This is a genomic window from Leptospira bourretii, assembly GCF_004770145.1.
In the GTDB taxonomy this organism is placed as follows: Bacteria; Spirochaetota; Leptospiria; order Leptospirales; family Leptospiraceae; genus Leptospira_A; species Leptospira_A bourretii.
On the sequence record NZ_RQFW01000005.1, the window covers coordinates 387,686 to 414,193 of the forward strand.

Genomic DNA, 26,508 nt, shown 5'->3' on the forward strand with positions numbered 1-26,508 from the left:
CAAAAAAAAATGGGAACAAACGATGGCGATTTACTCCCGGTACGAACCGCACAGAAAGAAGAAATCAAAGGCACCGCTATTTCTATTGGTTTTAGCGCTTGGTCTATCCGTGTTAGGGTTTACCTATAGAAAAGAAATTTATTTTCTTTTTGCAAAAGACCAAAGTGTCAGAGCGGAAAAAACCAAAGAAAAAACAATCGAACTCTGGAAATCAGGAAATCTGAAAGAAAAAGATATAGAAGATTTCCAATCCATTGCCACAACCTATTCGGAAAAAGATCCAACGGATCCTGTTGCTTTCCATTTGATTGCACGGAGTTTGTTTTGGAATTTATATCGAATCGGAATTTATTTTGATCATGATAGTTTAATCTTACATTTAGGATCTGAATTCCAAAACTTCATTGGAAGTTCCGTTTTAGCTGATTCCACTTTGGATTCTATATTCTGGAATGCGAGGACTGCAGAATCTTTTTCTTCTTCTCCATTTTCGGATTGGGAAAACAATAAAGTCTTATTGTTCCTTGGTGAAACACACCGCCAAGTCAAACGACCACAAGTTTTGATTAATGAATATGGAAATTTGGATCGTTCTAAACTATCCCCAGAATTCCAAACTGTTTATATTTGGTTACTCACCTTTAACACTATGTTAGCTGGCGATGCGCAAGGGCTTGATAAACTCATTACCATTACCAAAGACCCTACATACAAAGCCGGAATCCAATTCACTCCAAGAGAAGAAAATTTTTTAAAAGGGCTTGGGAAATTTTATAAAAAAGATTACGTGGGAGCATTGTCTCTACTCAGGCAAGCCAAGTCCAATAACCCAGACCGAATAACAGAAACTTCCATCATCACAGAAGCCACAATCTTTCACTTACAAAACCTTTCCCAAAAAGGAATCGATCTCTTAGAAGAATTTTATCTTTCTTCTGGCAAAAAAAATCCTGAGATCCCGCTTCTTGTCGCCAAAATGGTTTCTGAAAAACCTGGAACCAAAACAAAATTGGATTTAACACCGGAAAAAAAAGAATGAAAGTATTTTCATTTTCTATATTTTTTCCTAAATCTTTGGTAAAACGCCTAACAGTTGCCATTTTGTTTTCAGTAACGTTTGTCGTTTTTTTTTCACAATGTGGATTGTTTTACAAGGGAGTGCCCAAAGCAGGTGAATTCTGTTATGTGCTGACAAAACCTCCTGAATGTTTGTATGTGGACTTCGAATCCAAAAAACTAATTTGGAATGATGTGGAATATACTTTGGAAGAAAAACTTCGTATGGATTATTTTTTTAACTCCAACGGAGAATTGTATGAACTCACAGTTTCCACTGTCAATCGAGTGGAAATAAAAAATTTAACTACAAAGAACTTTAATCAATTCTATATGAGAAAAAAAGATAAGTTTGTAGAAACTCCAACACCGAGCGCCAAACATGAGTAAATCGATTGAGGAAATTCAAAAAGAAATTATAGCAGAGTTTGCTGATCTTACCGACTGGGAAGAAAAGTTCCAATACCTCATTGAGTTAGGCGAAGAACTACCTCCCTATCCCGATGAAAAACGAACAGAAGAATATATAGTCCCTGGTTGCCAATCTCGAGTTTGGGTTGCACCAAAATTAGAATCAGGAAAATTAGAATTTGATGCTGATACTGATACTGCTTTGACAAAAGGTCTTATCGCCATTTTGATACGGGTGTTTTCGGGACAATCTCCAAAAGATATAGCGGATGCCTCACTGGGTTTTATTGAAGAAGTAGGTCTTGCTAAGTTTCTTTCTATTTCAAGAAGAAACGGACTTTTCTCTATGGTACAAAAACTAAAAGGATACGCAGAAAAAGTTTAATCCCTTTCTTTTTTCCTTTGCAATCTTTAACAACCTCGCATAGAATTCTGAAACGAATCTGAACTAGGAATTCTATGAAACGAAGCCTTATTTTTCTACTTTTATTAACCTTTGTACATTGTGGCAAAGACCTTTCTCCTTTTGGTGGTGAACCAGAAGTGACCACTCTAAAATCCCGATTAAAACCAGAATGGCCAAATCCCAACTGGAAAGTTGTTTCTCCTGAGTCCGTTGGAGTTTCTGCAAGCAAACTAGGGTTAGTAGAAGAATATGCTTTTACAAGAACTGGTGATGAAGCAGATAGAAAAGGTAGAAGGACAGATGCTCTCGTTATTTTGAGAAATGGAAAACTCATTTATGAAAAATACGCAAGGAACTTTTCCGAAGACAAAGTACATTTAACTTGGTCCGTTTCTAAAAGTATTTTACAAACCATGTATGGAATCGCAGTCAAACAAGGTCTTGTTAAGTTAGACGATCCTGGTTATTATCATTATGAACCACTTAGCCGTGATGAAGCTCACAAAAAAATTACCATCAGACACCTTCTCAATATGTCCTCAGGACTTGCCGCCGAAGAAGGATACGAAAGTGGCCCACTCAAGTCTTCTGTGATCGCTATGTTGTATACCAGAGGCCGCAAAGATATGGGCGCATTCTGTAGTGGACTTCCTCTCCGTGCAGAACCAGGAACCCAAGTCTATTATTCCAGTTGTGATACCAATATCCTTTCTGCCATTCTCAAGAAAGTTTACGGGGCAGAAGAATACGACAAATTTCCTTTTGAAAAAATCTTCAAACCTCTTGGGATCACAAATGTAACCTTCGAAAGAGATGGATCGGGAACTTATGTTGGTTCTTCCTATCTTTATATGACAGCCAAGGACTTGGCAAAAATTGGATATTTGTATTTGAATGATGGGATTTGGAACGGCGAACGTTTGTTACCCGAAGGTTGGGTGCAGTTCACAAGAACTCCTGCTCCAGGATATAAAACCACACCATATTCCGAGGACTTAGCAGAAGACAATTACACTGCCCACTGGTATGCCAACACTGGTGTTCCCGAAAGAGGAATCCACGAACCTTGGCCAGATGCCCCAAAAGATACATTTGCCGGACTTGGTCACTGGGGACAAATGTTGTATGTAATTCCCAGCCTTGATTTAATCATTGTTCGCTTTGGTGATGATCGTGAAAAGGCGTTTATCAAAAATGATTTTTTAAAATTAGTGAAAGAGTCTGTAATTCGGTAACCTTATGAAAAGAAAAATTTCTGTGATCCTTTCTTTGTTATTTTTATTTATTTTGTTTTGGGCACAATGGAACTGGAAACATCTCTCTAGTTTTCCATCCATCATCTCTAGTTTTTATTCGAAAGAATATTGTAGTTGTTACTTTGTGATGCAACTTTCCGAAGACCAGTGCCATGACTTTGCTCGCCAGTGGGTTCCCATTAGTGAATTCAAACTGGATAAAGACAATATGTCAGTGACTGTCAAAGGACTTGGGCGAACCAATACAGCCAAATATCTCTCTAAAGAATACGGTTGTACTCTTGTGACAGAATAAAGTAAATACTAACGATAATAACGAATTCCAGGAAAGATGAAGTTAATTCCAAAGATCAGTCCTTTGGCTTTGACTTCTTCTGGAACGGGGCCAAAATTTTGGCCTCGGATGGAATCCATACAAGCTTGGTCGACTACGACCTGGCCTTGTGATGTCACCAAACGAACATCCAAAACTTGGCCTTGTTCGCTTAACATAAATAAAACTTTGGTTTCCCCTTCTTTGATTCCCTCTCTTGCCACTACACCTGCCATATCTCGGTAAGCATAGTTCCCACCACCGGGTGGTGCAAAAGATTCTTCAATTCGTTTTAACATGTTTTTGAAATAATAATAACCTGCTAATTGTTTGGTGGGAATAGTGAGGGCTTTGGCTCCATCCCATCGAAATAAAAAGTCTTGTTGGAACCTATAGTTAAAAGGAATTTTTGTCATTTGTCCGGAACTTGCGGACTGGTTCGGACTTTCTTCTGCATTGGAATTGGTTTTTGGATCGGCTTTAAAAATTCCTACTTCAAAAAGTTCTTCTTCTTTGGATTGTTCTGATTTGGGTTGGGCTTTGCTTGGAGTGGAAGCAGAACTTCCCATAATGAATTCACGAAATTGTGTGAGAGTATGAAATCCCTGTTTTTCGGTAAGTCCACCACCGCCCGACGAATCCTTGTTAGAGAGAGCTTTGTACTCATCTTTTTTATCAGGGTTGATGAACTGTTGTTCTACTAGAACTTCGTAAATTTTTTCCTGTTCTTTTGGCCCTAACATTTCTGCGGCTTGTTCTTCTGCCAACATCTTCCAAAGCATATTCCTGGTGATAAGGTGTGCGAGTACAAAGGAAACGATGAGGATGACAAAGGTGAAGGCGAAGAAAAGTCTTCGTTCCCCTTCTTCCTTTTCAGGTAACCGGAAATCAAAAGAGAGTTGGGCCATTTTCGCGATTTTCCCCGATATTTCCAGTATACACAATTCCCAAATGTTCGTAAGCTTTTTTCGTAGCCACACGCCCTTGCGGTGTCCGGTCAATCAGACCCACTCTGACAAGAAATGGTTCGTATGTGTCTTCTAAAGTGCGTTCTTCTTCACCGAGCACCACAGCGATGGGTTTGATTCCCACAGGCCCACCACCATAGCGATTGATGAGGATGTCCAAAATTTGACGGTCCACGGCATCGAGGCCCAAATGGTCCACTCCCATCCTTTCAAAGGCAAACTTACACGTTTCTAAACTCACTGAACTTTCGTTACGAACTTCCGCAAAGTCCCGAACTCGTTTCAAAAGATGATTCGCAATCCTTGGAGTTTTGCGGCTTCGTTTTCCAATCTCAAGAGCCACCCCTTCCCCAAGGGAAACACCAAGTAGTTTTGCCGAACGATCTACGATGATTTGCATTTCCCCGTCGGTATAAAAATCAAGTTTCAGATGGATTCCAAACCTTGTTTTCAAAGGTTCACTCACAAGACCAGAACGAGTGGTGGCACCAACGAGCGTAAAGGGTTGGAGTTGGATCTGGAGGGCATTGGCAGTGACACCTTCTCCCACCACAAGGTCCACAAAGAAGTTCTCCATCGCAGGATAGAGTAACTCTTCTTGTTTTTTGATAAAGCCGTGGATTTCGTCGATAAAGAGGACTTCGTTGGTTTTGAGTAAAGTTAAGAACCTAACAAGATCCGCACCTTTTGAGATGGCAGGAGCGGATGTGGGAGTGAAGGCCACTGCCAGTTCATTGGCAATGATATTGGCAAGTGTGGTTTTGCCAAGGCCAGGAGGGCCGGAAATGAGAACATGGTCGAGGGGGCTCTTTCGTTTGCGAGCCGCCTCTACGTAAACCGAGAGATTAGCCAGAACTTCTTTCTGGCCGATAAATTCGGACAATTTAGTAGGGCGAAGGCTAGGTTCATCTTCGCCCGGTTGGATCCAATCTTCTCTTAAACTCACCTCAATTGGGTTTCTGCTCTGGAGTGATGGAAGTCAAGATTTCATTTTTATTTCGGATGATTTTTATCTCGATTGGTTTTCCAGTTTTGGAAGATCTCACAAAACTAACGAGTTCTTCTGGCGTTTGGATTTGTTTTCCGCCGATTTCCACAATCACATCAAATAATTTTAAACCCGCTTTGTCTGCAGGAGATCCTTTCATGATTTGGCGGACAACAGCACCTTTATTGTCTTTCAGTTTGAGTTGTTCGATGTATTTTTCATTGACCGGATCAAGTCCGACACCAATCCAAGGGCGGGTGACTTTTCCATTGGTTTTGATTTCCTCAGCCACTCGTCTTGCTTCATTGATGGGGATAGCAAACCCAATTCCTTCTGATCCACCGGATTGGCTCACAATCAAACGGTTGATTCCGATCACTTCGCCTCGGATGTTGAGAAGAGGACCCCCACTATTTCCTTGGTTGATGGCAGCATCTGTTTGGATATATGATAAACCAGAAGCATCAATTCCCCCACGTTGGATTGCAGAAACCACACCCACAGTAAACGATTGTTCAAATCCTAGAGGAGCACCAATGGCAATCGCCCAGTTCCCAACTCGCACTTTTTGCGAATCACCGATCAAACTGGGGGTCAGTGTTCCTTTTGGTGCATCGATTTTTAATAAAGCTATATCAGCAGTTTCATCTGCCCCAATGAGTTTTGCTTCGAATTCTTTTTTGTTTTTCAACTTCACTGTAAACTTATCCATGTTTTGAATCACATGGTGGTTGGTCATAATATAACCGTCTTCGTTCAGAACAATCCCTGAACCAAGACCATATTGTTTTTGTTTCATCACTTGACCCGAACCACCTGAACGTCCAAAAAATTGATCAAAGTATGGATCGGAAAAAGGATGAATCCTTACATTCACTGTCCTTTCGGTTGCAATGGAAACTACACTTGGCGATACACGGTCAAAAACTTCTTGAAAGGCATCTTCTAAAGCAACTGCTTGGGTTTGGGCCGGTGATAATTTTTCCCCACCATCTGCTTTGAGCTGCAAAGGGTTCTCGGATGAATTTCCGCAAGTGAGGATGGGTGACAAAAATGTTCCCAACAGTAAAAAACTAAATGCAATTGCAACGTAACGTAATGGATTCGATTTTTTAAAAGTCATAGATAACAGGCACTCTCTCCTTGTATATAAGACCCCAGAAGATTCAGGAAAGTTCTCATTTCTTGGGATCGTTTTTTTACAAAAAAACTTGAACATTTTGTTCCAAACCAAACTAGTCTTAGTATGGCAAAACGAATTTTGATTCCCCTCTGTCCTGGCTTTGAAGAAATGGAAGCCATCATCCTCATTGATGTTTTAAGAAGAGGAAATGTAGAAGTTGTCTCTATCGGAAAATCAAAAGATCCTATCCTTGCCTCTAGAAAAACTCTGCACTTAGCAGATAAAACTTTTTCTGAAATCGTTCCGAACGAATTTGATGCCATCCTGCTCCCAGGAGGACTCGAAGGAACCAAACAACTGATGAAGGACCCAGAAATTAGTAACATTCTAAAATCCTTCCAAACAAAATCGAAAATGATTGGTGCCATTTGTGCGGCTCCGAATGTCCTCAGAAATTTGGACATCATCTCAGGGGAGGATCCTTATACAGCTTTTCCTTCTCCCGATGATTTGGCAAAAGGAAAAGGCGGAAATTATACGGGAGAAAGGATTGTTTCACATAACAATATCCATACGAGCATTGGACCTGGTTCTGCTTTTGAATTTGCTTTGTATATTTTGGAAAAATTAGAAGGAAAAGAAGTGATGGAAAAAGTGAAGCTTGGATTGCAACTTCCCAAAAATGAAATTTAGTTTTCTAAACAGGAAGTATGAAATAAAACCTTAGTTAGTCGGTGGGTTCTCGTTCCTCTACCAAAGAAAGAACTGCTTTTTCCTCAGAATCAAATACTTCCAAATGGCTCTCCATTCCCGTAAGTTTAAAAACTTTTGCTACAGATCCATGTACACTACATACCTTCAAATTTCCATGGTATTTTTTGAGTTTGTACATAGCAGTGACAAGCGTCCCAATTCCCGAACTATCCATAAAGGGAACCTTTTCTAAGTTTACCACAATTTCATATTGGTGTTTGCGCATCTTATCATCCAGAATGTCTTTCAATTCTTTTGCATTGTACAAATCAACCTCTCCCTCAATGGTAATGATAGCGACTTGATGGGATGATTTTTCGTGGATGATCATTTGTAATTAGTTTGTACTTCGAATGAGAATGAAAAGTCAAAAATTACATTCGAAAGACACCAAATGGTTTTCTTTCTTCTTTCCTTCGGCTGAGAATAGACAATGCCCTTCCCAAAACTTTCCTTGTATCGGCAGGATCAATGATTCCATCATCCCAAAGCCGAGCCGAACTATACACTGCAGATGACTTCTTTTCATAATCTTCTAAAATTGGCTTTTTAAAAGTAGATTCCTCGTCGACCTGAATGGATTCTCCCGCTGCTTCTTTTTGGTCTTTTTTGACTGTCCAAAGAACATTGGCCGCTTGTTCTCCTCCCATGACTGAAATCCGCGCATTGGGCCACATCCATAAAAATTCCGGAGCAAAGGCACGTCCGCACATTCCATAGTTTCCTGCACCATAAGATCCACCAGTAACAATCGTTAGCTTGGGGACTGTAGTTGTAGAAACCGCATTGACCATCTTCGCACCATCACGAGCAATTCCATTGTTTTCGTATTTTTTCCCCACCATAAATCCTGTGATGTTTTGTAGGAATAAAAGTGGAATCCGTCTTTGGTCACAAAGTTCAATAAAATGAGAGGCTTTGAGCGCTGACTCAGAAAACAAAACTCCATGGTTGGCAATGATACCTACTGGGTATCCGTACACCTCAGCAAACCCTGTGACGAGGGTTGTGGCATATAGTTTTTTGAATTCATGAAATCTAGAACCATCTACAATCCTTGCAATGATTTCTCTTGGATCGTATGATTTTTTAGAATCCCTTTCGATGATTCCATAAATTTCCTCTGTTGGATACAAAGGTTCTTCTGTTTCTTTAGGAAGAGTCTCTGATTTTATATTTAGGTTTTTTACAATAGAACGAGTGATTTCTAAAGCATGTAAATCATCCTCTGCATAGTGGTCTGTCACACCTGACACACGGCAATGAACATCTGCACCACCTAACTCTTCGCCAGTGACCACTTCACCAGTTGCTGCTTTTACGAGCGGAGGACCACCAAGAAAGATAGTTCCATTTCCTTTGACAATCACAGATTCATCAGACATCGCAGGAATATAGGCACCCCCTGCTGTACAAGACCCCATAACAACTGCTATCTGAGAAATTCCTTTGGCACTCATCCTTGCTTGGTTGAAAAAAATACGGCCGAAATGGTCTTTGTCCGGGAATACTTCATCTTGCATGGGTAAAAAAGCCCCACCAGAATCCACCAAGTAAATACAAGGAAGAGAATTGTTTTCGGCTATCTCCTGCGCACGGACATGTTTTTTGACTGTCAGAGGATAATAAGTTCCACCTTTAACCGTTGCATCATTGGCTACGATCATACAGTCCACACCTTCCACTTTCCCAATCCCTGTGATGATACCTGCGGAAGGAACGGGATCTGAATATACCCCTTCTCCAGCAAGACCACAAACTTCCATAAACTCGGTTCCAAAATCAATGAGTTCGGCAATTCTTTCTCTTGCAGTCAGTTTGCCCCTTGATTTGTGTTTTTCTAAAGCCTTACTACCGCCACCTAACTTTACATTTTCGATAACTTTTCGAATGGGGACTAAGGTTTCTAAGTATGCCGTTCGATTGGCCACAAATTCGGATGTATTCGGGTTCGTCTTAGAGATGATTCTTTCCATATTAATCCTTGTTTTGTTTGTTGAAATGGAAGGTTTTGGTTTTTTTATGCGAGAAGGAATCTACAAAGTAGTGAAGTTTTTCAAAAATGACTTCTGGACATTCTTCCATAGGCAGGTGTTTTGCCGGTAAAAAAACCAGGCTACTTGTCCTAAGTGTTTCTTTCATGTATTCGGTTTGGTTGGGAGAAATGCGGAAGTCTTCCTCGCCAATATAAATTTGGCGAAGACCCACAAAATTTTTAGCACCTTCTTCTATCTCACGTAATGCATGAGTAGATCGATCTACATTACGAACAAACTCCAAAGTGTTTTTGCGAGCTTTCCCTTCGAATAACAAATGATACATAGTCTTTTCCCATTCAAAGGTAAGCTGGTGTGTTTTTTTCACGAGGAATAGTTTATAAAACAAACGAAGGAAAGGTGGGCGAAATAAAAATGAAAAAACTTCTCCAACTAACGGCAAACGGAGAAAATGAAGTGGAAAATAAAAACGAAATTTAGGTAAGTTCATAAACCCACCTAAAATAGATAAAGATTTATACTGGTTTGCATGTTCCTTAAAAGTAAAACAAAGGATTGGAAGTGCATAATCGAAAGCTACAACATGAACCTTTTTGTCACCAACCACCTTCTCCAAAAAAGGTGCCAAATAATGAGCTTGGAGCCGATGTGAAAGTGGTCCATCCGGCCTTGTGCTAAAGCCCGTTCCCAAAAAATCAAGTGCAATCACTCGATAATGATTTGACAACAGACCCACCAACTTGCGATAGTTATACGATGTAGTTAAAAAACCAGGAAGGAGGAGAATGATTTCCTCACCTTTCCCTTCATCTAAATAGAAAAAACGTAAGTCATCAATTTCTATTGTTTTTCCAGAATTGATATGTTCTAACAAACTGGGTGTCATGTTCACTCCGCAAAACTTCCGTATAATTTTCTCAAATACTCTTCTTCGAATTCAAAAAGATTCATCCCACGTCGTGCCATAATTTTTTTGGTATCAAAAAGAAACTCTTCTAGACGGTAACGCCCGCCTGGCCTTATCCAAGTGAATGCTGGCACATACCCTTGGATTCTGGATTCAACGATATTACTAGCTATATCAAAAACAGTTCCCGTATTTGACATCACACCAATCGCAAGTTTCGTAAAGGGACCAATGAGAGATCCAAACTTTATGGTTCCAGTGTTGATTAGCGAATCACCGATTTTTAACTTCACAATTCCATAATTGTTTTTTAAATCACTGGTTGTGGATAAAGCACCTAGGTTTACCCATGTAGAAACAAAACTATGCCCAAGGAAACCTTCATGGTGTTTGTTGGTATAATCTAAAATGATAGAATTTTCTACTTCTCCACCAATCCGACATTGGTTTCCAATGAGACATCCACCAGTGATACGAGCATTATCGATTTGTGAATCTCTTCCAACAAAGAGTGGACCTTCTAAAAAACTAAAAGAAGAAATTTTGACTCCATCTTCAATGAGGATGGGCCCATCAGTTGTATCAAAAACGACGCCAGGGTAGATGGTAGCCCCAGGATGAATGTAAAGGTGTTTCTCCTTTCCGACAATATGAAAACCTGATTGTTTTGCTTTGTATTTTTGGCGAAACCGTTTCCAATCTTTTTCCAATGTCAGTGTATCTTCAATGATAGAAGTAACAGTACCTAAAAGTTCCCAAGGCAAATAGGAATCAGAACTGTATATTGAATCAAATGATTCTAGGTTTGCAGGTAAAACATGTGGATACCGATTGAAGATTAGTTTTTCAAATTCAGGACTGGGCCCTTTATAATAAATCTTTGCTCCAGGGTATTTTCGTTCTAATTTTTCAAGTAAGGTGATACCACCCAAATTCCATTCAAAAAATGAATGAAACCTGGACAAAGGTTCAAGAGACGGATTTCTTTTGGAATCGTCAAGTAGAAGGTTCACTGTTTACTCCACAGTTACAGATTTCGCTAAGTTTCTTGGTTGGTCCACATTACATCCCCTAAGGATTGCTATGTGGTAGGATAACAGTTGTAACGGGATGACAGCAAGTAAAGGAACAAGAGCATCCGCAGTTCTCGGAATTTCAAAAGTATAGTCTGCCATGGATTTTATGTCAGTATCCCCTTCTGTTACGATGGCAATCACCTTTCCCTTCCTTGCCTTGACTTCCTGGATATTGGAAATTACTTTTTCGTAAGAAGCATCTTTTGTAGCAATAAACACAACAGGCATATCTTCATCAATGAGTGCAATTGGCCCATGTTTCATTTCTGCAGCAGGATATCCTTCTGCATGGATATAAGAAATTTCTTTAAGTTTCAGTGCACCTTCCAGTGCTACAGGGAAATTAAACCCACGCCCCAAATAAAGGAAGTTAGACGCACGGTAATAATGTTCTGAAATGTTGCGGATGTCATCATCTTTAGTCAAAATCTTTGCCACTTTATCCGGAATGGAATCCAATTCGAGAAGAAGAGTTTGGTAATCCGATAAAGAAATAGAACCTTTTTTTAATCCTAAATACAAGGCCATCATCGTTAAGATGCTAACTTGCGAAGTGAAAGCTTTTGTGGATGCCACTCCAATCTCAGGGCCAGCATGTAGATAAGCACCTGCATGTGAAGCTCGTGCAATGGAAGAACCTACCACGTTACAAACTCCAAAAATCAGTGCGCCCTTTGACTTAGCAAGTTCAATGGCAGCGAGAGTGTCCGCAGTTTCTCCCGATTGGGACACTGCAATGATCACATCTCTTTCTGTCACAATCGGATTACGATAACGAAATTCAGATGCATATTCTACTTCTGTAGGAATCCGAGCCAGGTCTTCAAATAAATACTCACCAATCAGTCCCGCATGCCAAGAAGTACCACAACCGACAAGGATCAAACGATCCGCATTTAAAAAACGATTCAAATACTGGTCAATCCCACTAAGGAACAAGTGGTGTTCCCGAGACACAAGGCGCCCTCGCATGGCATCACGAACAGACTTAGGTTGTTCAAAAATTTCTTTTAACATAAAGTGTGGATATCCACCCTTCTCTATGTCTTCCAAATCCAATTCTAATTTTTGAATGAATGGAGTTTTGGTTACGTTTTCTAAGTTTTTTACCACAAGACTTCCATCTTTGATAATGGCCATCTCCTGGTCATTGAGATAGGTCACATTGTTCGTATATTCAATGATAGGTGTTGCGTCAGAAGCAACGAAGTATTCCTCTTCACCAATCCCAATCACAAGTGGAGAACCTTTTCTTGCTGCAATCATCATCCTTTCATTTTCTTTCGACAAAATAACAATGGCATAAGCACCCACAACTTCATTCAAAGCCAAACGAACTGCCTCTTCAATAGAACAGTTGTTTTGTTTTTTGATTTCTTCGATTAAATGAATAAGAACTTCAGAATCAGTGTCTGATTTAAAACTATGCCCATTCCCTTCTAATTCTTTTTTGATGGATGCGTAGTTTTCAATGATTCCATTGTGAATGATTGCCAATTTTCCATCAGAACTTGTATGTGGGTGAGCATTACGATCATTGGGTTCCCCATGAGTGGCCCAACGAGTGTGTCCAATCCCGAGGGTTGCAACTAATTTACGATTGCCGATTTCATTTTCTAAATCGAGGACTTTCCCTTTCTTTTTAACAATCTCAAGTCCACCATTTAACAACGCAACGCCGGCACTATCGTATCCACGATATTCAAGACGTTTCAGACCTTTGATGATGAGAGGAAGTGCCTCTCTTTTTCCTAAATAACCTACGATTCCACACATTGATTTACCCTCTTTAAGGTAGCATCCAAATCGGATTTGGATTTAGTTTCTGTAATGACACGAAAGATTGGCTCTGTATTGGAAGGACGAATGTGGATCCAAGAATCAGATACATACATCCATAGTCCGTCTTTCTCTGAAATGACTTTTGGAGAAAACTCGGACTGAAATTTTTGATAAAGAGTTTCGAGAGACATCCCCTTTGCCAAAGGAAAGGATTGTTTGTCCATATAAAGGGAAGGTAGTTCATCTAAAAGGGCATCCGCAGATTTCCCCGTTTCTGCCATTAAATTTAGAATATGTGCAATCCCGGACAAAGTGTCACGACCAAAAGAAGGAATGGTTGGATCAATCACTCCACCATTCCCTTCCCCACCAAACACTGCTTTGGTTTTAATCATTTCTTCCACTACGTTTGCTTCACCGACTTTGCTACGAATGACTTCGGCACCAAACCTTGATCCCACTTCCTCGTTTAAAAAAGAAGTTGATAAGTTGACAACAACCTTGGCTTTTTTCTTAGCTGTGGATAAAACATTCATGAGTGCCAAAGGCAAAGTGTATTCTTCCGAAACAGCTCCTCGTTTAGGAGAAAACAAAACGAGTCTATCAGCATCAGGATCCAACGCAAAACCAATGTCCGCTTTGGATTTTTTAAAATATGGTTCTACTGATTTTAAAGCGGCCGCCGTAGGTTCCGGTGGTCTTGGAAAAGTCCCATCAGGATTACAGTTATGAGCCACAACTTTGCAACCTAACATCTGCAAGAACTTAGGCACAACATAGGAACCGGCACCACCAACGGCATCCACAAATACGGTAAATTTTTTCTTTTTGATTTTGGCGACATTCACACGTTTCAAAACAGAAGACAAATGAAGATCAATATAATCTTCACCAGAATCAATATAACCTTTTGGGGAAATTTGTTCTTTTGTATAAGATCCATTTTCAATGATAGAAAGAAGTTTCGTGTTTTCCTCTGCCGAAAAGAAAAAACCTTTTTTAGAAATGAATTTAAATGCATTCCAATCCATAGGATTGTGTGAAGCAGAAATCATGATTCCACCATTAGCTTTGGAAAGATTCACAACCGCTTTGGTAGTGGGTGTGGGAACAAGCCCAAGAGTTAAAACAGAATTTCCGGAAGCTAACAATGCAGAGGTGAGAAGTGATTCTAAATAAGGGCCACTTGGTCTTGAGTCCCTCCCGATCACTGCCGTCCCACCGTTCATGAGTGAAGCAAAGGATTTAGAAAATGCCAATGCTTCCTCTAAACCAAATCCTTGTCCAATTTTCCCCCGGACACCGGAGATAGAAATCATTAGGGAGGACAGATCATACTCTTTCGTAAATCGCATACAATACTATCAAAGCTGGGGGATTCCCACTGCAAGTCTATCTTTTTGCTTTTTGGAATGTGTCAGAGGAGTGGAATAAAGGTGAAGATAAAAAGAAAAACGGTTTGGGCGATGACAGGATTGAACTGCCGACCCGCTGCTTGTAAGGCAGCTGCTCTCCCAGCTGAGCTAATCGCCCGTTGTAATGACCAGTAAACCGGAGTTGTGATTTTTGTAAATAAGATTTAGAAATAAAAAAGGCCACCATTGGTGGCCTCATTCCTTCTAGCTAAAAGCAAATGTTAGGCGGCTTTTGTTTCGATGGAGTTGATACGAAGAGCCATACGAGATTTTTTACGATCTGCATTTTTCTTATGAATGAGTTTTGTTTTTGCTGCTCTGTCTAACTTGGAAGCAAGTTTAGAGAATACAGTGAGTGCTTCTGTTTTGTCTCCCGCTTTGATTGCTTTGAGAAGGAGGCGAGCATAAGTTCGCAATTCAGTGCGATCTTCACCATTTCGCTCTTTTCTACGAGCGGTTCTACGAATGTCTTTTTTAGATGATTTTAAATTAGCCAAGGAATGTCCCCTACGAGGAATTTTTACTTATCTTTTGAGTACCACCCTGCCGGTCAAGGCGAAAGAGAAAAAAATGGAACCAAAGAGGTAGCTTTCGACCTCCTCTCGTAGGAGAAAACCATGTTCCCTATCCTAATTTGGATCGATTCCGAACTCTATGAGATTTTAAAACAAAGGCATTTGGACCTGGCACTTGTCATAAAAATGGCTATTTTATCCCTAAAAGTAGAGGGAATGGAACCGGGAATTTTTGAAAAACGAGAAACAGGCCACTATGAACGAATGGAACTCAGCAGATACGATTTTTTTACATTAAGTTTAATTTCTCGGGAGAAGGAAGTTGACCCGAACGTATTACTCTCATATGCTTTCACAGAAGCTTTGTTGGAAATTTTACGACTGTGACTCCTGAAAAATCAAAATACCATTATATAAAAATTGATTCCATTTCAGAAATTGATCCACTTAAATTGTCTATTTCTCAAATCCAACAAAGATATATTGACAAAGATAACAATCGCTATGCGCTACGTTTCAATAAAGAAACACGTAGAATTGAAATTTTAAAACTCATAGGCAATCATTTTGAAGTAGTTCCTAAGTCGCAGGTTCACTCTGCTATGGAAGAACCCAAAACAACACAAAATCCCACATCTCCGCAAATCTCTCAACAGATAACCCAAGTCTCAGAAGATTTAAAATCCAATCCCATATTAGGAAAGTTAGTTGGTGCGCTTGGGCAAAAACCCACTGACAAACCTGCGGAAATTCCAAAGGAAAAACAGAGTCCTATTGGAGAAGAAAATCTCATGAGTGAGGACGTGGATTTGGATATTTTTGAAGGGGAAGAACCCCCTCCTCTCATCAAAGAACCACTCACCCATGAGGGACTTCTGAATACACCTGAGCCGCCAAGTCCTAAGGAACACGAAACTGTCGAAAACGCCGAACCAAACTTACAAGTGGGGGCCGATTCTGAAGAAAAAACTGCCTACCAAAGTATTGAAGACTTTATTAAATTATTATCTACTTACCGAGAAAGAGTTACAGCCATCATTCGTAATTTACAATCATCTAGGATTTTTGAGTTAACGGGAGACCCTTCCGAAAATAAAAATATTGTTGGAAACTTTGCTCGTGAAATGGAAGCACAAGTTTTTGAAGCCATTGATAAAATGATCGATCTTCACAAAGAAATGACATCATATCCTCGTCCTATTACGTATTATATCTCAAAGGCCCCGGCAGAAAAAAGGGAAGAAATGAAATTTATTGAATCGGATAAGGAAAAATTAAACAGACTCCATCTGTTTGAAATGCAAAGACTTTCCGATATAATAGTCAAAGATTTCAAAAAACTTAGTTTGCAATTATTGAATATTTTAAATCTGAAAAATGAAATTCAGGTAAAACAATTACAATACGCAAACCAGTTGATGTATGTTGATGCCAAAAACGCGTCCCTTTATTTTGCGCAAGATTTGGATAAAACCATACTTGATATAGAGCACTGGAAACAATCGAAATGAAAGAACTGTCGGAAGCAGAAACAAAAGCAATATTAGAAAAAATCAGATCAGAATACAAAGAACACGGTAAACTAAATCCCAAAGCCTTCGACCAATCGGGGTTCGAACAAAGATATTTACAAATACTCAAACTCCGTGGTAACATCACAAAATTTTTAACGGAAGAAGTTACCTTTCTAGAACAGCTAAAATCAAAATTCCAAGAACTTGCTGCTAAAAAAGAAGCAGCCAAAGCACAAACCTTAAATCGGATTATGGATGAATCCATTGAGAAGTTGGCCAACTATAAGAAGGTGGACTTCCATCCTCTGGCCAAAGTGGAAACAAGATACTTTTACGGTGCTATGTTGGATTTTACAGAAACAGAACTTCCTGTTCTGATTTATATCTTCAAAGGAACTCCCGAATATTCTTTTTTACAAGATGCAGTTTTACAAGTAGAACGAATTGGAATGACAAGACGTGGTTTACCTTCCATGAAAATGCAAGAGTTCATCAAGACTTTACTCGATGCCAACGGAAACAATATCGTCATCGAAAAAGCTTCCCAAAACCTTTTGAAAGATGGATGTATTGCCCTTAAAAATATCACAGTGGCAGTGCAAGATTTGGTAAGTAAAAACCGAATCAATCCTGATATGATTGTACAAGTAAATGAAAAGGATTTCCCAAATGCCCACAGTTCTTTTGGTGGCAAAAAATTTGGAGAAAGCCTTACTCGAATTACTGAACGCTGCAAACAAATCATACAAGATTTTCGAATGAATGCGTTGATGAATATGGAAGGATAATTCTAATGTGCCATCATGGACCCAATTCTACTAGGTGTCGCTGACACCATCGAATCTGAATTTGATTCGGAAGTTTATAAAAATCTCTCTCCTTTAGAAAAATACCATTCGTTACTGTTTCGTTCTGTGGATAAACTATTTGGTTTTTTAGGGACAGATCGCTCTAAAATTGCTCCTTATTTAACTGATTTTGTTTCCATCGAAGCCCAGTCTCTTGGCCGCGAAGGATATGGATTTACGGTAAAAGATTCCAATGATATGGGTTTTGGTGGGCTTGCTTGCCATACCGTGGATTTGGGTGGAGCCAGTGTTGGTGGTGCAATCCAGCAAGCCCACACCATCGTCAAAGCCAATCCTTATGCTGTTGTCCTTGTCGCTGCTGCCGATGTTCCTAAATCGGTATTCAAACAAGTATCGGATTTAAAAAGACTTACGGCCACAGTTTGCCATAAAGATTGGGAAATGCCATACGGGGCAACTCTCATTGGTCTTTATTCTTTGTTATGTGAACGAATGATGTTTGATACAGGTGTCACCAGTGAGGATTTAGAAGAAATCACTAAACACTTCCGATCTTTGGCGGAAACCAATCCCCGCGCTTTCCAATTCCAAAAACCACTCACGGAAAAACAATTAAAGAAACCACTTTCGGGAGTTTATAGCACACCGATGATTGCCATTGTCACCGATCATGGAGTTGCCACACTCATCACTTCTGAATTCATGAAACAGAAGTTAATTGAAAATAAAATAATCAAAAAAGATTCTGAACATATCTATTTGGTGGGTTCGGGCCATAGTGCCCATGCAGAATACTTCATCCAAAAAAAAGATTTAAAAAGTCCCGCTGCCCTTGCTTGTGAAAGAGCCGTGGCTTCTTCTGGATTCAATCGATCTGAGATTGAATATGCTTGGATTTACGATTGTTTTACAGGAATGATCATCCATGAAGCAGGTTTGTATTTTGGAGTTTCGCCTAAAGAAACTGCCACCTCTCTGAGAAGAGGAAAAATTTCCAATGGAACCAAAGAAATCCCGATCAACCTAGGTGGGGGAATTTTAAACTACCAAGCAGCGATGGCACTTTCCGGAGCCACAGGTCTCATTGATATTGCTAGCCAATATGGTCTTGCGGTAGATCCCATCCCAGAAAAGTTGGAAATACCACCTAATGTTAGTTTACTGGGTGGAAATGGAGGGATTGATAGTATCAATTCTGTGATTTTATTTTCTAAAGAAAAACCGAAACCTTCGAAAGAACCATTCACTTTAAAACCTTTGGAAGTCAATGTCCCCAGTCCCAAACTGGGAGAAAAGGCTACTATTCTTACCGTTAGCACTATCTATTTCAATCCAGGTGGAGAAAAAAAACCACCCTATCTCATTGTCTGTTCTACAAAAGAGAATGGAGAGATGGTTCTTACCAATCTATTTGGGAAGGATGGAACAGAAATTCTATCCAAAGAAGGATTGGAACTTGGAAAATCAAAAGTAGAATTCCAAGAGATCGGAGGAAAAATCCAAGCGGTCCTTTTGAGTTAAAACAAAAAAGGCCAGAGATGGTAAGTCTTTGGCCTTTGGTTCCTAAATCGCCTAACAATACTAAAACTGTTTGAGAAACCTTAAATTTCCTGATTGGAAATACCGGATGTCATGGATTCCATAACGCATCATGACAAGTCGGTCAAGGCCTAGGCCAAAGGCAAAGCCAGTCCATTTTTTAGAATCAAGTCCTGCCGCTTCCAAAACATTCGGATGCACAAGACCACAAGGAAGTAATTCCAACCAACCGGAATGTTTGCAAACACTACAACCATCTCCACCACAAACCAAACAATTGATATCAAGTTCAAAACCTGGTTCCACAAACGGAAAGTAACCAGGACGAAGTCTTGTTTTAATTTCTTTTCGAAACACACGAGAAAGAAGTGTTTCCATTGTATAAATCAAATGAGCCACAGAAATGTTTTCACCCACGACCATTCCTTCTACTTGGTAAAATGTATTTTCGTGAGAGGCATCTACCTCTTCGTATCGAAACACACGACCAGGCGCAATGATCCTAAAGGGCGGTTTTAGTTTGCGTAGGGCACGGACTTGGATGGCTGAAGTATGAGTTCTGAGTAAGTTTCCATCGGCTGTATAAAACGTATCTTGCATATCACGTGCCGGATGGTCTTCGGTAAAATTCAGGGCACCAAAATTGTTTTCATCAGTTTCTACTTCTGGCCCATCCATTACAGAAAAACCCATGGAAGTAAAAATATCTTCGATTTCGTATTGGATTTGAGAAATGGGATGAAGGCTTCCTCTTTCTTTCGAAGCAAGCGGGCGTAAACTATCAAAGAATTCTTGGCCTAACTTGTTTTCATAAAAACTTTCTTTTAAAGAAGTTCTTTTGGTTTCAACAAAACTTTCGAGTCGACTTTGCGCTTCGTTCGCTTGTTTCCCCACTGTTTTTTTCTCTTCTACAGATAAAGAAGCAAGGCCTTTTAAAACAGAAGTGAGTTTTCCTTTTTTACCAATGAATTGGTTTTTTAAAGAATCCAAATCTTGTTCGGATGTGGCAGAAGATAAAACAGATTCCGCTTCTTTGACTAAGGCTTCGATTTCTTGGGATAGGCTCATACAGATTCTCGTAATTCGATTAATGATTTTAATTCAGGATAAATTCCACCAAAGGCACCATTCGACATGGCGAGGATGATTACTTTTTCCTTTTGGAACTTTAGCAGAATCTTTTTTAAGAGGGTTGGAATTTCTTTTGGATCTTTTGCATACAAAGCTTCTTTCTTTGTATGCTTAACAATGTCTTTTACTAATTTTTTGACATTTAAACGAAGAGATTTGTTTACCTTATCTACCTGATAAACTTCCGTCACGATACTGACATCACTTCCTTTAAAACATTTGGCAAAATCATCTTGGAAAACATTTCGATGCGATGTGGCACTTCTTGGTTCGAAAAGTGAAATGATTTTGTATCCAGGGTAAGCTTCTTTGTGAGCCTTTATGGTTTCTTGGATGGCCACGGGATGGTGGGCAAAATCTTCCACAAGGAGGCTTTTGTCAGAAACAAAAAGATTTTCTTGTCTTCGTTTGACACCAGGGAATGATTCCACTGCCTCTAAAATTTCTTTTCTTTTTTGAGGAGCAATTTCTAAACAGATACGAACTGCCACTTCCACATTGCGGTAGTTATGTGAACCAATCAGATTGGGTTTTAATTTTGTTTTGGTTCTGATCTCAGATAAAACACCTTTTTCGTATTTAAAAATGGAGTTTTTGTCTCCTAATTCAAATGATTCTACAGGTGCATGTTTGTAATCTCTCGTGATCTCCACAAGATTTTTTGAACCTTTCCAATAGAATACCTTACCACGTCCAGGAACCAAATTTAACAGGCGTTTGAACATGGTTTTGATTGCATTTAGATCGGTAAAAATATCCGCATGATCAAAGTCGAGAGCATTCATTGCTAAATAGTAAGGTCTGTAATGTAAAAATTTTGAACTTTTATCAAAGAAAGCAGAATCATATTCATCTCCTTCAATGACAAAATAATCCCCTTCTCCCAGTGCAAACCCAGGAAATCCATCTTTACGAATCCCACCCACAAAAAGACCGGGTTTTAGTCCAATAGACTCTAAAATCCAATGGGTTAAAAATGTAGTCGTTGTTTTTCCATGTGTTCCAGAGATCACTATGGGTTTTTTCCCTTTCAGAAAAAAAGTCCCGATGGCCTGGGCCATACTCATGTATTCCATTCCTGTATTGAGAACTTCTTCTACTTCTGGATTCCCACGTGAGATAGCGTTCCCAATGATTACTAAATCAGCACCCTTTACATTTTCTTTACGATAACCAGATTTAGGTGACAATCCCCATTCTACCAACTTATCGGACATAGGTGGGTAAAGATTTTGATCGGAACCTGATACATCATGACCTTGATTTTTTAGCATATAGGCCAAATTACCCATAGCAATTCCACCAATGCCTACCATAAAGATTTTCAAAAGATTACCGTCCTAACTAGGTTGTAAAGAAATAGAGGAACTGAAATAAGAACCAAAAAAAACAAAACCACTTTCATCAGAAAAAAAAGAAAATCAAAAGAAGTCCATTCTCTTCGGTGTGATAAATAATAATACGCTAAATGTAAGGAATATAAAAAACCGACACCTAATGTAAGTAAGGGGATTGGAGCAGGGAAAATCCAAAAGATGGCAGTGGCACTAAAAGGAAGATAGGAAATCATAAACACATGTGGTTCTGGTCCTTCCCAATCTTTGGTTCGATCTCGCATTTGGTGGTACATTCGAAAACTATCGACCAACCGAATCACAATATAGAACCCTAAATAAAAAAAGAATAAGGTCAACATCCCTTGTGTGTAGGTTAACTTTGTTTCTTCATCGACTGTGGAAACTTTGAATAAAAGGATTTGGATTAAATTTCCAAAAAACTTTGCAATCGGTGCAAGCAGGATGAGTTGGAGATGGGCCAACCACAAATCACGACCACCTAAATCCGTTTTATGATAATAGGATTCGAAAGCGGACATTGGGGAATAGAATAAATCTCGGATCATTTCCATCCGAGATGCGACTGTAGAAACTTTTTGCACCTTATTGGATTTTCTGGTTGGGACGCTCGTATCGGGAAGCACTTTTCACTTTCATGACGGCATTCACCAAATTTTGGAAGGATTCTTCTTTCATCCAAGTGATGGATTCCGAAAAATAAGGAAGGAGTTCCCGACGTACCGGCCTCCATTTTCCTGATTCAGACTCCCATAAAGGGAAAAAGGAAAGGCGATATTTGATTCCTTCTGATTGGGTTACATCCAAAACCGCTTCTGCAACTTGAGTCGTAGCAAGTTCCGGAAACTGAGGTGCACCTGCCTCGTCTCTATAGAATTCGAGCTTTAGTCCTTTGACCACCGATTCCCATTGGTTTCCCACATCCGGTGGCAAAACAATCCGTTCCCCTGTCGTTCGGCTCCAATCATTTACATACACATTGTATTGGTTTTTTTTGGCACGATTTTCCGCTTTTACATTCACAACCTGACCAGAAAAAGAAAGTTCCCTCAGATAACCTTCGTTAAATGTGACATACATTTTTTCACGAAAACTAATAGAAGGTGCACGAAACTTTTCAATCAAATAATTGTAAGGAGCAATGACTTCATCATTTACCAAAACAGAAACACGACCCTCATCTGCTCCAATCTTTTTGCCAAAGAACAATTGTTTGTCTTTTGAAAATTCAATATCTGTTCCGCTCTCTTCTGATAAAGATAAGGATGGAGAACTCATCCCTAAACAATATGACTTTTGGATCTCTGGTGTGGCCTTTTCAATCAATTTCGTTTTAAGGACACTTAGTTCCGAAAAACTATTTTTTACATTGTAGTTTGCTTCGTAAGAAACTTCTTTTCCATCTTTTGTCAAACTAACAGTGTAAAGAGGTGTTACGTTCCATCCGCGAGGGATTTTGCGAAACACCATACTTTCCTCGGCAAACTTTGGCTCGGTAACACCACACCAATCTTCTTTGGGTGGGGCGTAACGAATGGATTTCCAATCTTCTTTCCAAAAATTAGTTTCGGAAATATTTTCTGGATGGTCTTCCATCCAGTAGAAAAGTAAAAACAATCCAACAAAAGCAATGATTACTAAACTAATTTTCTGTTTCATACTTCAATCATAGAATTTTTTCGTCTGGAATATACAAAGTAAGATCCCACCGCCAAAATGAATCCTGGAAATAAAAACACTCCAATCACCCAAGCAACTAACTTTTGATTGTCGGAAAGAGAAATGGTATCTAATTCTTCTTTTTTGAGAGGAATTTCTGCAACAGCTGTATCTTGGAACAAACCCGTGATGGACACAGTTGAAAACTGAGAGTTCATGGCATACGGAATGAACTGATCGGTGATCCAAGAAGTACCTGTGTGCAAAATAATCTTTCCTGCTTTGTCATTGGTTAAAGACATAGGAGTGAGTACGATGGAGAGAATTTTACTTTCTTTTTTTTCGTTTGGATCTAATTTTCCATTTTTATTTTCATCAGAAAATGCTTCAAAACCTGATTCCAATAAAGTTTCCGACTTAAACGAATGAGGAGATGGAATGGTTGCATCGGTTTCCAAATAACCACTGTAAGGGAATAAAATTCCCATGTCCTTTTTCTGGAGTAAATCGGTGAGTCTATTATCCGGAAAACGTTTTGCGACAACAAATCCAGGTTTTTCTTCTCTTTCGATTAGCTCTGACGATTTAAATTTGAGACCAGCGTTTGATAGTAACCAACTGAAGTCTTCATTCCCTTTCGGTTCCATGGTGATGAGAAGTTTTCCATTTTTTTCCAGAACAAACTTTGTCAGTTCTTCTTTGGCTTCTTTGGAAAAAGGAACCGTTGGCCCAAGAACAACCAACATTTCTGCATCTTCTGGTAACTTTGAAGGCCAACCTTGTGCAAATCCAAGTTCTGCCACTTTAAAGTTGAGAAACTGTAAAGAAGAAACAAAACGGTTTACTTGTTCATTCGGTAGGGCTTTAAAAGACATTCCATATCTTTCCCCATTGGATACGGTAAAATAAACTTTTTTCTGTTCGGTTGTAACATTGAGTAGTGCACCAACTAACTTACGTTCTAGATCCTCTAAATCTTTTGTTTCTTTAGCGATCACCCTTTCTTCTGCAAATGGAGTTCCCGATGTGAGTAAAGATTGTTTCTGAGAACGGACAAAAATGGTACCATTCGAAACCTGACCAAACTCTTTTAGTAAATCCACTTCCACATCTGCATTGATAAATTGGACGGTGATATGTGAGTTTTCTGCTTTGATTTGGTCTAAAAGAATTTCTATATCAGGGCGTACTCGAGTGAGCGCAAAAGCCGCCAACTTATCTCCGTTTGCTGGTCCATCCGCTTCCAGAGGACGAGGATAAAAGGCAGTGATTGTAACATCTTTTGTGATTGGTTTGATTAGGTTTCTGGAAATTTGAGAAAGGGAAAATTTTCCCTGGCTACTCAAATCAAAATTATAGTTTCGTTTGATTGCAAAATAGTTAACAGCAACTACAATGGGAAGAACAAATAAAAAACCTAATACAGCATTTTGCAAAAGTGAACTCTTGGATTTTGCTAAATTACTTTGTGCTTCTAATGATGACTTTCCTATCTCAAGAAGTATGATTTGAAGAAGAAATACAATTGATAATAAAACTACACAGAGTAAAAGAAACTCTCTTACTTTCGGAATGGCACTGACTTCTTCATTAAATCCAGCAACTGGTTTTAAATCCAAAAAATCGCGCAAAACTGATAATAAAAAAGCTCCGATACCAAATCCGGCAGCAATATAACGATTTTGATCTTCTTTTCGTAATCCTTTTGAAAATGCCCGAACGATGGTATCAGAAGCCAAAAATAAAAAAATCACTCCAAAAAATATGATTCTTCTTTTTGGATCTACGACCATCCCATCAAACAAGAAATAGGCGAAAAGTGAAAGTAAACTTACAAATGGTAAAATTCTATCTGCTGTTAAAAACATGGCCTATCCCCTCCATCTCCTGGATTCCAAGACCTTTACGGTAAGATATAAGAACAAAAATGTTCCACTTAAGAAAAAAACAATCCCAGTCAAAGGGACAACACCTTTGGCAAAAGCGGCAAAGTGAGAAAAAATATGTAAATGAAAGAGAACCTTTCTCGTTGTTGCTTGGAATAGGTGTGAAAAATATCCCACAACCCATAGTGTCAAAATGATTAACACAGAAATGAGTAAGGAAATCATTTGGTTTTTGCCAAGACTTGATCCAAACATTCCAATCGTGAAGGTAAATACACCTAATAAAAACACACCGACACTACCAGAAGCTACCATGTAAAACGGAGCTTTCCAAAAAGAGTATAACAACAAAGGAAAGAGTCCATTGATAAAAATGGTAATAATCCCGCAAACAGTAACACCAAAAAGGAATTTACCAAAAACAATTTCCAAATCTGTGACTGGAGATGTAAAAAGTAATTCCAATGTTCCTTTGTTTCTTTCTTCCACAATGGAACCCATCGATATGATGACCATTGCAATCAGAATAGTTGTCATAAAGGAAATGAAAGTGATGTAAGTTGCAATTTCATAATTGGCAGTTCCATTAAAATTTAGAATCATCACGAAGAGTGCATTGAGAAATGCAGTTCCTCCCAGAACCAAAGGCCCCATATACGTTCCAAAAAATAATCGTAATTCTTTTTTATAGATCCAAACAGCAGTTTGCCAGTTCATATCTTCTCCATAAAAATCTGTTCTAAAGACACTTCTTGTTTTTTTAAAGACTCAATTTGAATTCCACTCGAAAGTGCTTTGGAAAACAAAGATTCTTTAAATTGTTTTGGATTTGTGGTTCGAACCAAAAATTGAATTTCTTCTTTGTTGGTTCCAAGTTCAGTCACAGTATCTGATCCACCAATCACTGATTTCACGAACGAATGAAGTTCGTTTGATTCTTTTCCAGATAAACCAACTTCCCATCCAGCAAGACGATTCATTTCTTCCTCTAATCTTGATAAAGAAAGTTCCTGTTTCAAACTTCCTTTATGTAAAAATAGAAACTTATCACAAGTTTTATAAATTTCGGTTAAGATATGACTGGAGATCAGAACGGTATGATCACCGGCCAAACTTCGAATTAAATTTCGAATCTCCACAATTTGTTTAGGGTCAAGTCCTGAGATCGGTTCGTCCATAATCACAATTTCAGGATCTCCGAGGATTGCTTGGGCAATTCCCACTCGTTTCCTGTATCCCAAAGATAAAGTACCAATCAACTTATCTTTAACAGCCGTAATGTTAGTTTTTAAAAGAACCTTTTCTACTTCTGAAGGGAGTTTGGATTCTTCGATTTTTTTGATCCGACCCACAAATTGAAGATATTCCAAAATCGTCATGTCTTCGTAGAGTGGAGGGGTTTCAGGTAGGTAACCTATTTTCTGTTTCGCCTCCAAAGGAAAGTCAAAGATGGACTTCCCATCAATCGAAGCATCTCCTGCACTGGGGATCAAATACCCGGTCAAGATTCGAATTGTGGTGGTTTTCCCGGCGCCGTTGAGTCCCAAAAGACCCACAATTTCGCCTTTTTCTAATTTGAAATTAAGCCCTGAGATGGCTCGTTTTTCGCCGTAAAATTTTGATAAATTGCTGACTTGAATCATAACTCT

The 26,508-nt window shown here is 39.2% G+C and carries 27 protein-coding genes and 1 tRNA gene; 10 read left to right on the forward strand and 18 right to left on the reverse strand.

The window, feature by feature from the left end; translation table 11 throughout:
* The first annotated feature begins 109 nt into the window (after window positions 1-109).
* From EHQ47_RS03410 to EHQ47_RS03430, 5 genes are all read left to right on the forward strand, one after another.
* A complete protein-coding gene (locus EHQ47_RS03410; protein WP_135747360.1) occupies window positions 110-1,039 on the forward strand; it encodes a hypothetical protein in 930 nt (309 codons plus the stop codon).
* A complete protein-coding gene (locus EHQ47_RS03415; protein WP_135747359.1) occupies window positions 1,036-1,446 on the forward strand; it encodes a hypothetical protein in 411 nt (136 codons plus the stop codon). Before EHQ47_RS03410 ends, EHQ47_RS03415 begins: the two co-directional genes overlap by 4 nt.
* On the forward strand, window positions 1,439-1,852 hold the full coding sequence (locus tag EHQ47_RS03420) for a SufE family protein (RefSeq protein ID WP_135776554.1): 414 nt from the start codon (window positions 1,439-1,441) through the stop codon (window positions 1,850-1,852). The genes EHQ47_RS03415 and EHQ47_RS03420 overlap by 8 nt, the downstream gene beginning before the upstream one ends.
* Before the next feature lie 74 nt (window positions 1,853-1,926).
* A complete protein-coding gene (locus EHQ47_RS03425) occupies window positions 1,927-3,108 on the forward strand; it encodes a serine hydrolase domain-containing protein (protein ID WP_135747358.1) in 1,182 nt (393 codons plus the stop codon).
* A gap of 4 nt (window positions 3,109-3,112) precedes the next feature.
* Window positions 3,113-3,424 (forward strand): hypothetical protein, encoded by a 312-nt coding sequence (locus EHQ47_RS03430; RefSeq protein ID WP_135696688.1) that lies wholly within the window; start codon window positions 3,113-3,115, stop codon window positions 3,422-3,424.
* Window positions 3,425-3,432: 8 nt separating this feature from the next.
* Here EHQ47_RS03430 and EHQ47_RS03435 read toward each other — a convergent pair whose 3' ends face one another.
* From EHQ47_RS03435 to EHQ47_RS03445, 3 genes are read right to left on the reverse strand one after another with little or no spacing between them, the layout of a single operon-like run.
* Window positions 3,433-4,350 (reverse strand): energy transducer TonB, encoded by a 918-nt coding sequence (locus tag EHQ47_RS03435; RefSeq protein WP_135747357.1) that lies wholly within the window; start codon window positions 4,348-4,350, stop codon window positions 3,433-3,435.
* Window positions 4,331-5,356 (reverse strand): Holliday junction branch migration DNA helicase RuvB, encoded by a 1,026-nt coding sequence (gene ruvB, locus EHQ47_RS03440; protein ID WP_135747356.1) that lies wholly within the window; start codon window positions 5,354-5,356, stop codon window positions 4,331-4,333. The genes EHQ47_RS03435 and ruvB overlap by 20 nt, the downstream gene beginning before the upstream one ends.
* 1 nt (window position 5,357) lies before the next feature.
* On the reverse strand, window positions 5,358-6,521 hold the full coding sequence (locus EHQ47_RS03445) for a trypsin-like peptidase domain-containing protein (protein WP_135696682.1): 1,164 nt from the start codon (window positions 6,519-6,521) through the stop codon (window positions 5,358-5,360).
* Between the two features lie 123 nt (window positions 6,522-6,644).
* Here EHQ47_RS03445 and EHQ47_RS03450 point away from each other — a divergent pair, with 123 nt between their 5' ends.
* Window positions 6,645-7,214 carry a DJ-1 family glyoxalase III gene (locus EHQ47_RS03450; RefSeq protein ID WP_135776555.1) on the forward strand — a complete coding sequence of 190 codons (570 nt, stop codon included), beginning with the start codon at window positions 6,645-6,647 and terminating at the stop codon, window positions 7,212-7,214.
* Window positions 7,215-7,248: 34 nt separating this feature from the next.
* On the opposite strand, the gene EHQ47_RS03455 is transcribed toward EHQ47_RS03450, so the two are convergent.
* The 8 genes from EHQ47_RS03455 to rpsT form a co-directional block, all read right to left on the reverse strand.
* Entirely contained in the window at window positions 7,249-7,605 is a 357-nt protein-coding gene (locus EHQ47_RS03455; RefSeq protein ID WP_135696678.1) for an STAS domain-containing protein, read from the reverse strand.
* Between the two features lie 43 nt (window positions 7,606-7,648).
* Window positions 7,649-9,250 carry a carboxyl transferase domain-containing protein gene (locus EHQ47_RS03460; RefSeq protein ID WP_135776556.1) on the reverse strand — a complete coding sequence of 534 codons (1,602 nt, stop codon included), beginning with the start codon at window positions 9,248-9,250 and terminating at the stop codon, window positions 7,649-7,651.
* Between the two features lies 1 nt (window position 9,251).
* Window positions 9,252-10,157 carry an alpha/beta fold hydrolase gene (locus tag EHQ47_RS03465; protein WP_135747352.1) on the reverse strand — a complete coding sequence of 302 codons (906 nt, stop codon included), beginning with the start codon at window positions 10,155-10,157 and terminating at the stop codon, window positions 9,252-9,254.
* Window positions 10,158-10,159: 2 nt separating this feature from the next.
* Complete coding sequence (locus EHQ47_RS03470) at window positions 10,160-11,191, reverse strand: GlmU family protein (RefSeq protein ID WP_135747351.1); 1,032 nt, start codon at window positions 11,189-11,191, stop codon at window positions 10,160-10,162.
* Window positions 11,192-11,194: 3 nt separating this feature from the next.
* On the reverse strand, window positions 11,195-13,030 hold the full coding sequence (gene glmS / locus EHQ47_RS03475) for a glutamine--fructose-6-phosphate transaminase (isomerizing) (RefSeq protein WP_135747350.1): 1,836 nt from the start codon (window positions 13,028-13,030) through the stop codon (window positions 11,195-11,197).
* A complete protein-coding gene (gene glmM / locus EHQ47_RS03480) occupies window positions 13,015-14,391 on the reverse strand; it encodes a phosphoglucosamine mutase (protein WP_167483253.1) in 1,377 nt (458 codons plus the stop codon). Before glmM ends, glmS begins: the two co-directional genes overlap by 16 nt.
* A 105-nt stretch (window positions 14,392-14,496) precedes the next feature.
* Window positions 14,497-14,569: transfer RNA gene (locus EHQ47_RS03485), tRNA-Val, on the reverse strand.
* Window positions 14,570-14,672: 103 nt separating this feature from the next.
* The gene (gene rpsT / locus EHQ47_RS03490; RefSeq protein WP_100741859.1) at window positions 14,673-14,948 is read right to left on the reverse strand and encodes a 30S ribosomal protein S20; all 276 of its coding nucleotides are present in this window, start codon (window positions 14,946-14,948) and stop codon (window positions 14,673-14,675) included.
* A 120-nt stretch (window positions 14,949-15,068) separates the two neighbouring features.
* Between rpsT and EHQ47_RS03495 the strand changes: the two genes are divergently transcribed.
* Genes EHQ47_RS03495 through EHQ47_RS03510 form a run of 4 tightly spaced genes read left to right on the forward strand, consistent with a single transcriptional unit; the run spans window position 15,069 to window position 18,810 of the window.
* Entirely contained in the window at window positions 15,069-15,353 is a 285-nt protein-coding gene (locus EHQ47_RS03495) for a hypothetical protein (RefSeq protein WP_004787190.1), read from the forward strand.
* Window positions 15,350-16,477: an LIC_10450 family protein gene (locus EHQ47_RS03500; protein ID WP_135747349.1), complete on the forward strand. Its 1,128-nt coding sequence runs from the start codon at window positions 15,350-15,352 to the stop codon at window positions 16,475-16,477. The genes EHQ47_RS03495 and EHQ47_RS03500 overlap by 4 nt, the downstream gene beginning before the upstream one ends.
* A complete protein-coding gene (locus EHQ47_RS03505) occupies window positions 16,474-17,268 on the forward strand; it encodes a hypothetical protein (protein ID WP_135696666.1) in 795 nt (264 codons plus the stop codon). The genes EHQ47_RS03500 and EHQ47_RS03505 overlap by 4 nt, the downstream gene beginning before the upstream one ends.
* Window positions 17,269-17,283: 15 nt before the next feature.
* Window positions 17,284-18,810 carry a thiolase C-terminal domain-containing protein gene (locus tag EHQ47_RS03510; RefSeq protein ID WP_135776557.1) on the forward strand — a complete coding sequence of 509 codons (1,527 nt, stop codon included), beginning with the start codon at window positions 17,284-17,286 and terminating at the stop codon, window positions 18,808-18,810.
* A 60-nt stretch (window positions 18,811-18,870) separates the two neighbouring features.
* Here EHQ47_RS03510 and pheS read toward each other — a convergent pair whose 3' ends face one another.
* From pheS to EHQ47_RS03545, 7 genes are read right to left on the reverse strand one after another with little or no spacing between them, the layout of a single operon-like run.
* Window positions 18,871-19,896 (reverse strand): phenylalanine--tRNA ligase subunit alpha, encoded by a 1,026-nt coding sequence (gene pheS / locus EHQ47_RS03515; protein WP_135744802.1) that lies wholly within the window; start codon window positions 19,894-19,896, stop codon window positions 18,871-18,873.
* Entirely contained in the window at window positions 19,893-21,287 is a 1,395-nt protein-coding gene (locus tag EHQ47_RS03520) for a UDP-N-acetylmuramate--L-alanine ligase (protein ID WP_135747347.1), read from the reverse strand. The genes pheS and EHQ47_RS03520 overlap by 4 nt, the downstream gene beginning before the upstream one ends.
* On the reverse strand, window positions 21,284-21,898 hold the full coding sequence (locus EHQ47_RS03525; RefSeq protein ID WP_135747346.1) for a hypothetical protein: 615 nt from the start codon (window positions 21,896-21,898) through the stop codon (window positions 21,284-21,286). The genes EHQ47_RS03520 and EHQ47_RS03525 overlap by 4 nt, the downstream gene beginning before the upstream one ends.
* 1 nt (window position 21,899) lies before the next feature.
* Window positions 21,900-22,973, reverse strand: coding sequence for a hypothetical protein (locus EHQ47_RS03530; RefSeq protein ID WP_135747345.1), 1,074 nt, complete (start codon window positions 22,971-22,973; stop codon window positions 21,900-21,902).
* The gene (locus EHQ47_RS03535; RefSeq protein ID WP_135747344.1) at window positions 22,970-24,841 is read right to left on the reverse strand and encodes a motility-associated ABC transporter substrate-binding family protein; all 1,872 of its coding nucleotides are present in this window, start codon (window positions 24,839-24,841) and stop codon (window positions 22,970-22,972) included. Before EHQ47_RS03535 ends, EHQ47_RS03530 begins: the two co-directional genes overlap by 4 nt.
* A 3-nt stretch (window positions 24,842-24,844) precedes the next feature.
* Window positions 24,845-25,576 carry an ABC transporter permease gene (locus EHQ47_RS03540; protein ID WP_004786382.1) on the reverse strand — a complete coding sequence of 244 codons (732 nt, stop codon included), beginning with the start codon at window positions 25,574-25,576 and terminating at the stop codon, window positions 24,845-24,847.
* Window positions 25,573-26,502, reverse strand: a complete 930-nt coding sequence (locus EHQ47_RS03545; protein ID WP_135776558.1) for an ABC transporter ATP-binding protein — start codon at window positions 26,500-26,502, stop codon at window positions 25,573-25,575. Before EHQ47_RS03545 ends, EHQ47_RS03540 begins: the two co-directional genes overlap by 4 nt.
* Window positions 26,503-26,508 lie beyond the last annotated feature (6 nt).

What these genes read in the sequence shown, in the direction of transcription:
- EHQ47_RS03445 (WP_135696682.1), bottom strand. Translation starts at nt 6,521, where the DNA reads ATGACTTTTAAAAAATCGAATCCATTACGTTACGTTGCAATTGCATTT.
- glmM (WP_167483253.1), bottom strand. Translation starts at nt 14,391, where the DNA reads ATGCGATTTACGAAAGAGTATGATCTGTCCTCCCTAATGATTTCTATC.
- EHQ47_RS03425 (WP_135747358.1), top strand. Translation starts at nt 1,927, where the DNA reads ATGAAACGAAGCCTTATTTTTCTACTTTTATTAACCTTTGTACATTGT.
- EHQ47_RS03505 (WP_135696666.1), top strand. Translation starts at nt 16,474, where the DNA reads ATGAAAGAACTGTCGGAAGCAGAAACAAAAGCAATATTAGAAAAAATC.
- glmS (WP_135747350.1), bottom strand. Translation starts at nt 13,030, where the DNA reads ATGTGTGGAATCGTAGGTTATTTAGGAAAAAGAGAGGCACTTCCTCTC.
- EHQ47_RS03465 (WP_135747352.1), bottom strand. Translation starts at nt 10,157, where the DNA reads ATGACACCCAGTTTGTTAGAACATATCAATTCTGGAAAAACAATAGAA.
- EHQ47_RS03540 (WP_004786382.1), bottom strand. Translation starts at nt 25,576, where the DNA reads ATGAACTGGCAAACTGCTGTTTGGATCTATAAAAAAGAATTACGATTA.
- EHQ47_RS03545 (WP_135776558.1), bottom strand. Translation starts at nt 26,502, where the DNA reads ATGATTCAAGTCAGCAATTTATCAAAATTTTACGGCGAAAAACGAGCC.
- EHQ47_RS03415 (WP_135747359.1), top strand. Translation starts at nt 1,036, where the DNA reads ATGAAAGTATTTTCATTTTCTATATTTTTTCCTAAATCTTTGGTAAAA.
- EHQ47_RS03430 (WP_135696688.1), top strand. Translation starts at nt 3,113, where the DNA reads ATGAAAAGAAAAATTTCTGTGATCCTTTCTTTGTTATTTTTATTTATT.
- EHQ47_RS03495 (WP_004787190.1), top strand. Translation starts at nt 15,069, where the DNA reads ATGTTCCCTATCCTAATTTGGATCGATTCCGAACTCTATGAGATTTTA.
- EHQ47_RS03535 (WP_135747344.1), bottom strand. Translation starts at nt 24,841, where the DNA reads ATGTTTTTAACAGCAGATAGAATTTTACCATTTGTAAGTTTACTTTCA.
- EHQ47_RS03460 (WP_135776556.1), bottom strand. Translation starts at nt 9,250, where the DNA reads ATGGAAAGAATCATCTCTAAGACGAACCCGAATACATCCGAATTTGTG.
- EHQ47_RS03450 (WP_135776555.1), top strand. Translation starts at nt 6,645, where the DNA reads ATGGCAAAACGAATTTTGATTCCCCTCTGTCCTGGCTTTGAAGAAATG.
- EHQ47_RS03420 (WP_135776554.1), top strand. Translation starts at nt 1,439, where the DNA reads ATGAGTAAATCGATTGAGGAAATTCAAAAAGAAATTATAGCAGAGTTT.
- EHQ47_RS03510 (WP_135776557.1), top strand. Translation starts at nt 17,284, where the DNA reads ATGGACCCAATTCTACTAGGTGTCGCTGACACCATCGAATCTGAATTT.
- pheS (WP_135744802.1), bottom strand. Translation starts at nt 19,896, where the DNA reads ATGAGCCTATCCCAAGAAATCGAAGCCTTAGTCAAAGAAGCGGAATCT.
- EHQ47_RS03530 (WP_135747345.1), bottom strand. Translation starts at nt 22,973, where the DNA reads ATGAAACAGAAAATTAGTTTAGTAATCATTGCTTTTGTTGGATTGTTT.
- EHQ47_RS03455 (WP_135696678.1), bottom strand. Translation starts at nt 7,605, where the DNA reads ATGATCATCCACGAAAAATCATCCCATCAAGTCGCTATCATTACCATT.
- EHQ47_RS03435 (WP_135747357.1), bottom strand. Translation starts at nt 4,350, where the DNA reads ATGGCCCAACTCTCTTTTGATTTCCGGTTACCTGAAAAGGAAGAAGGG.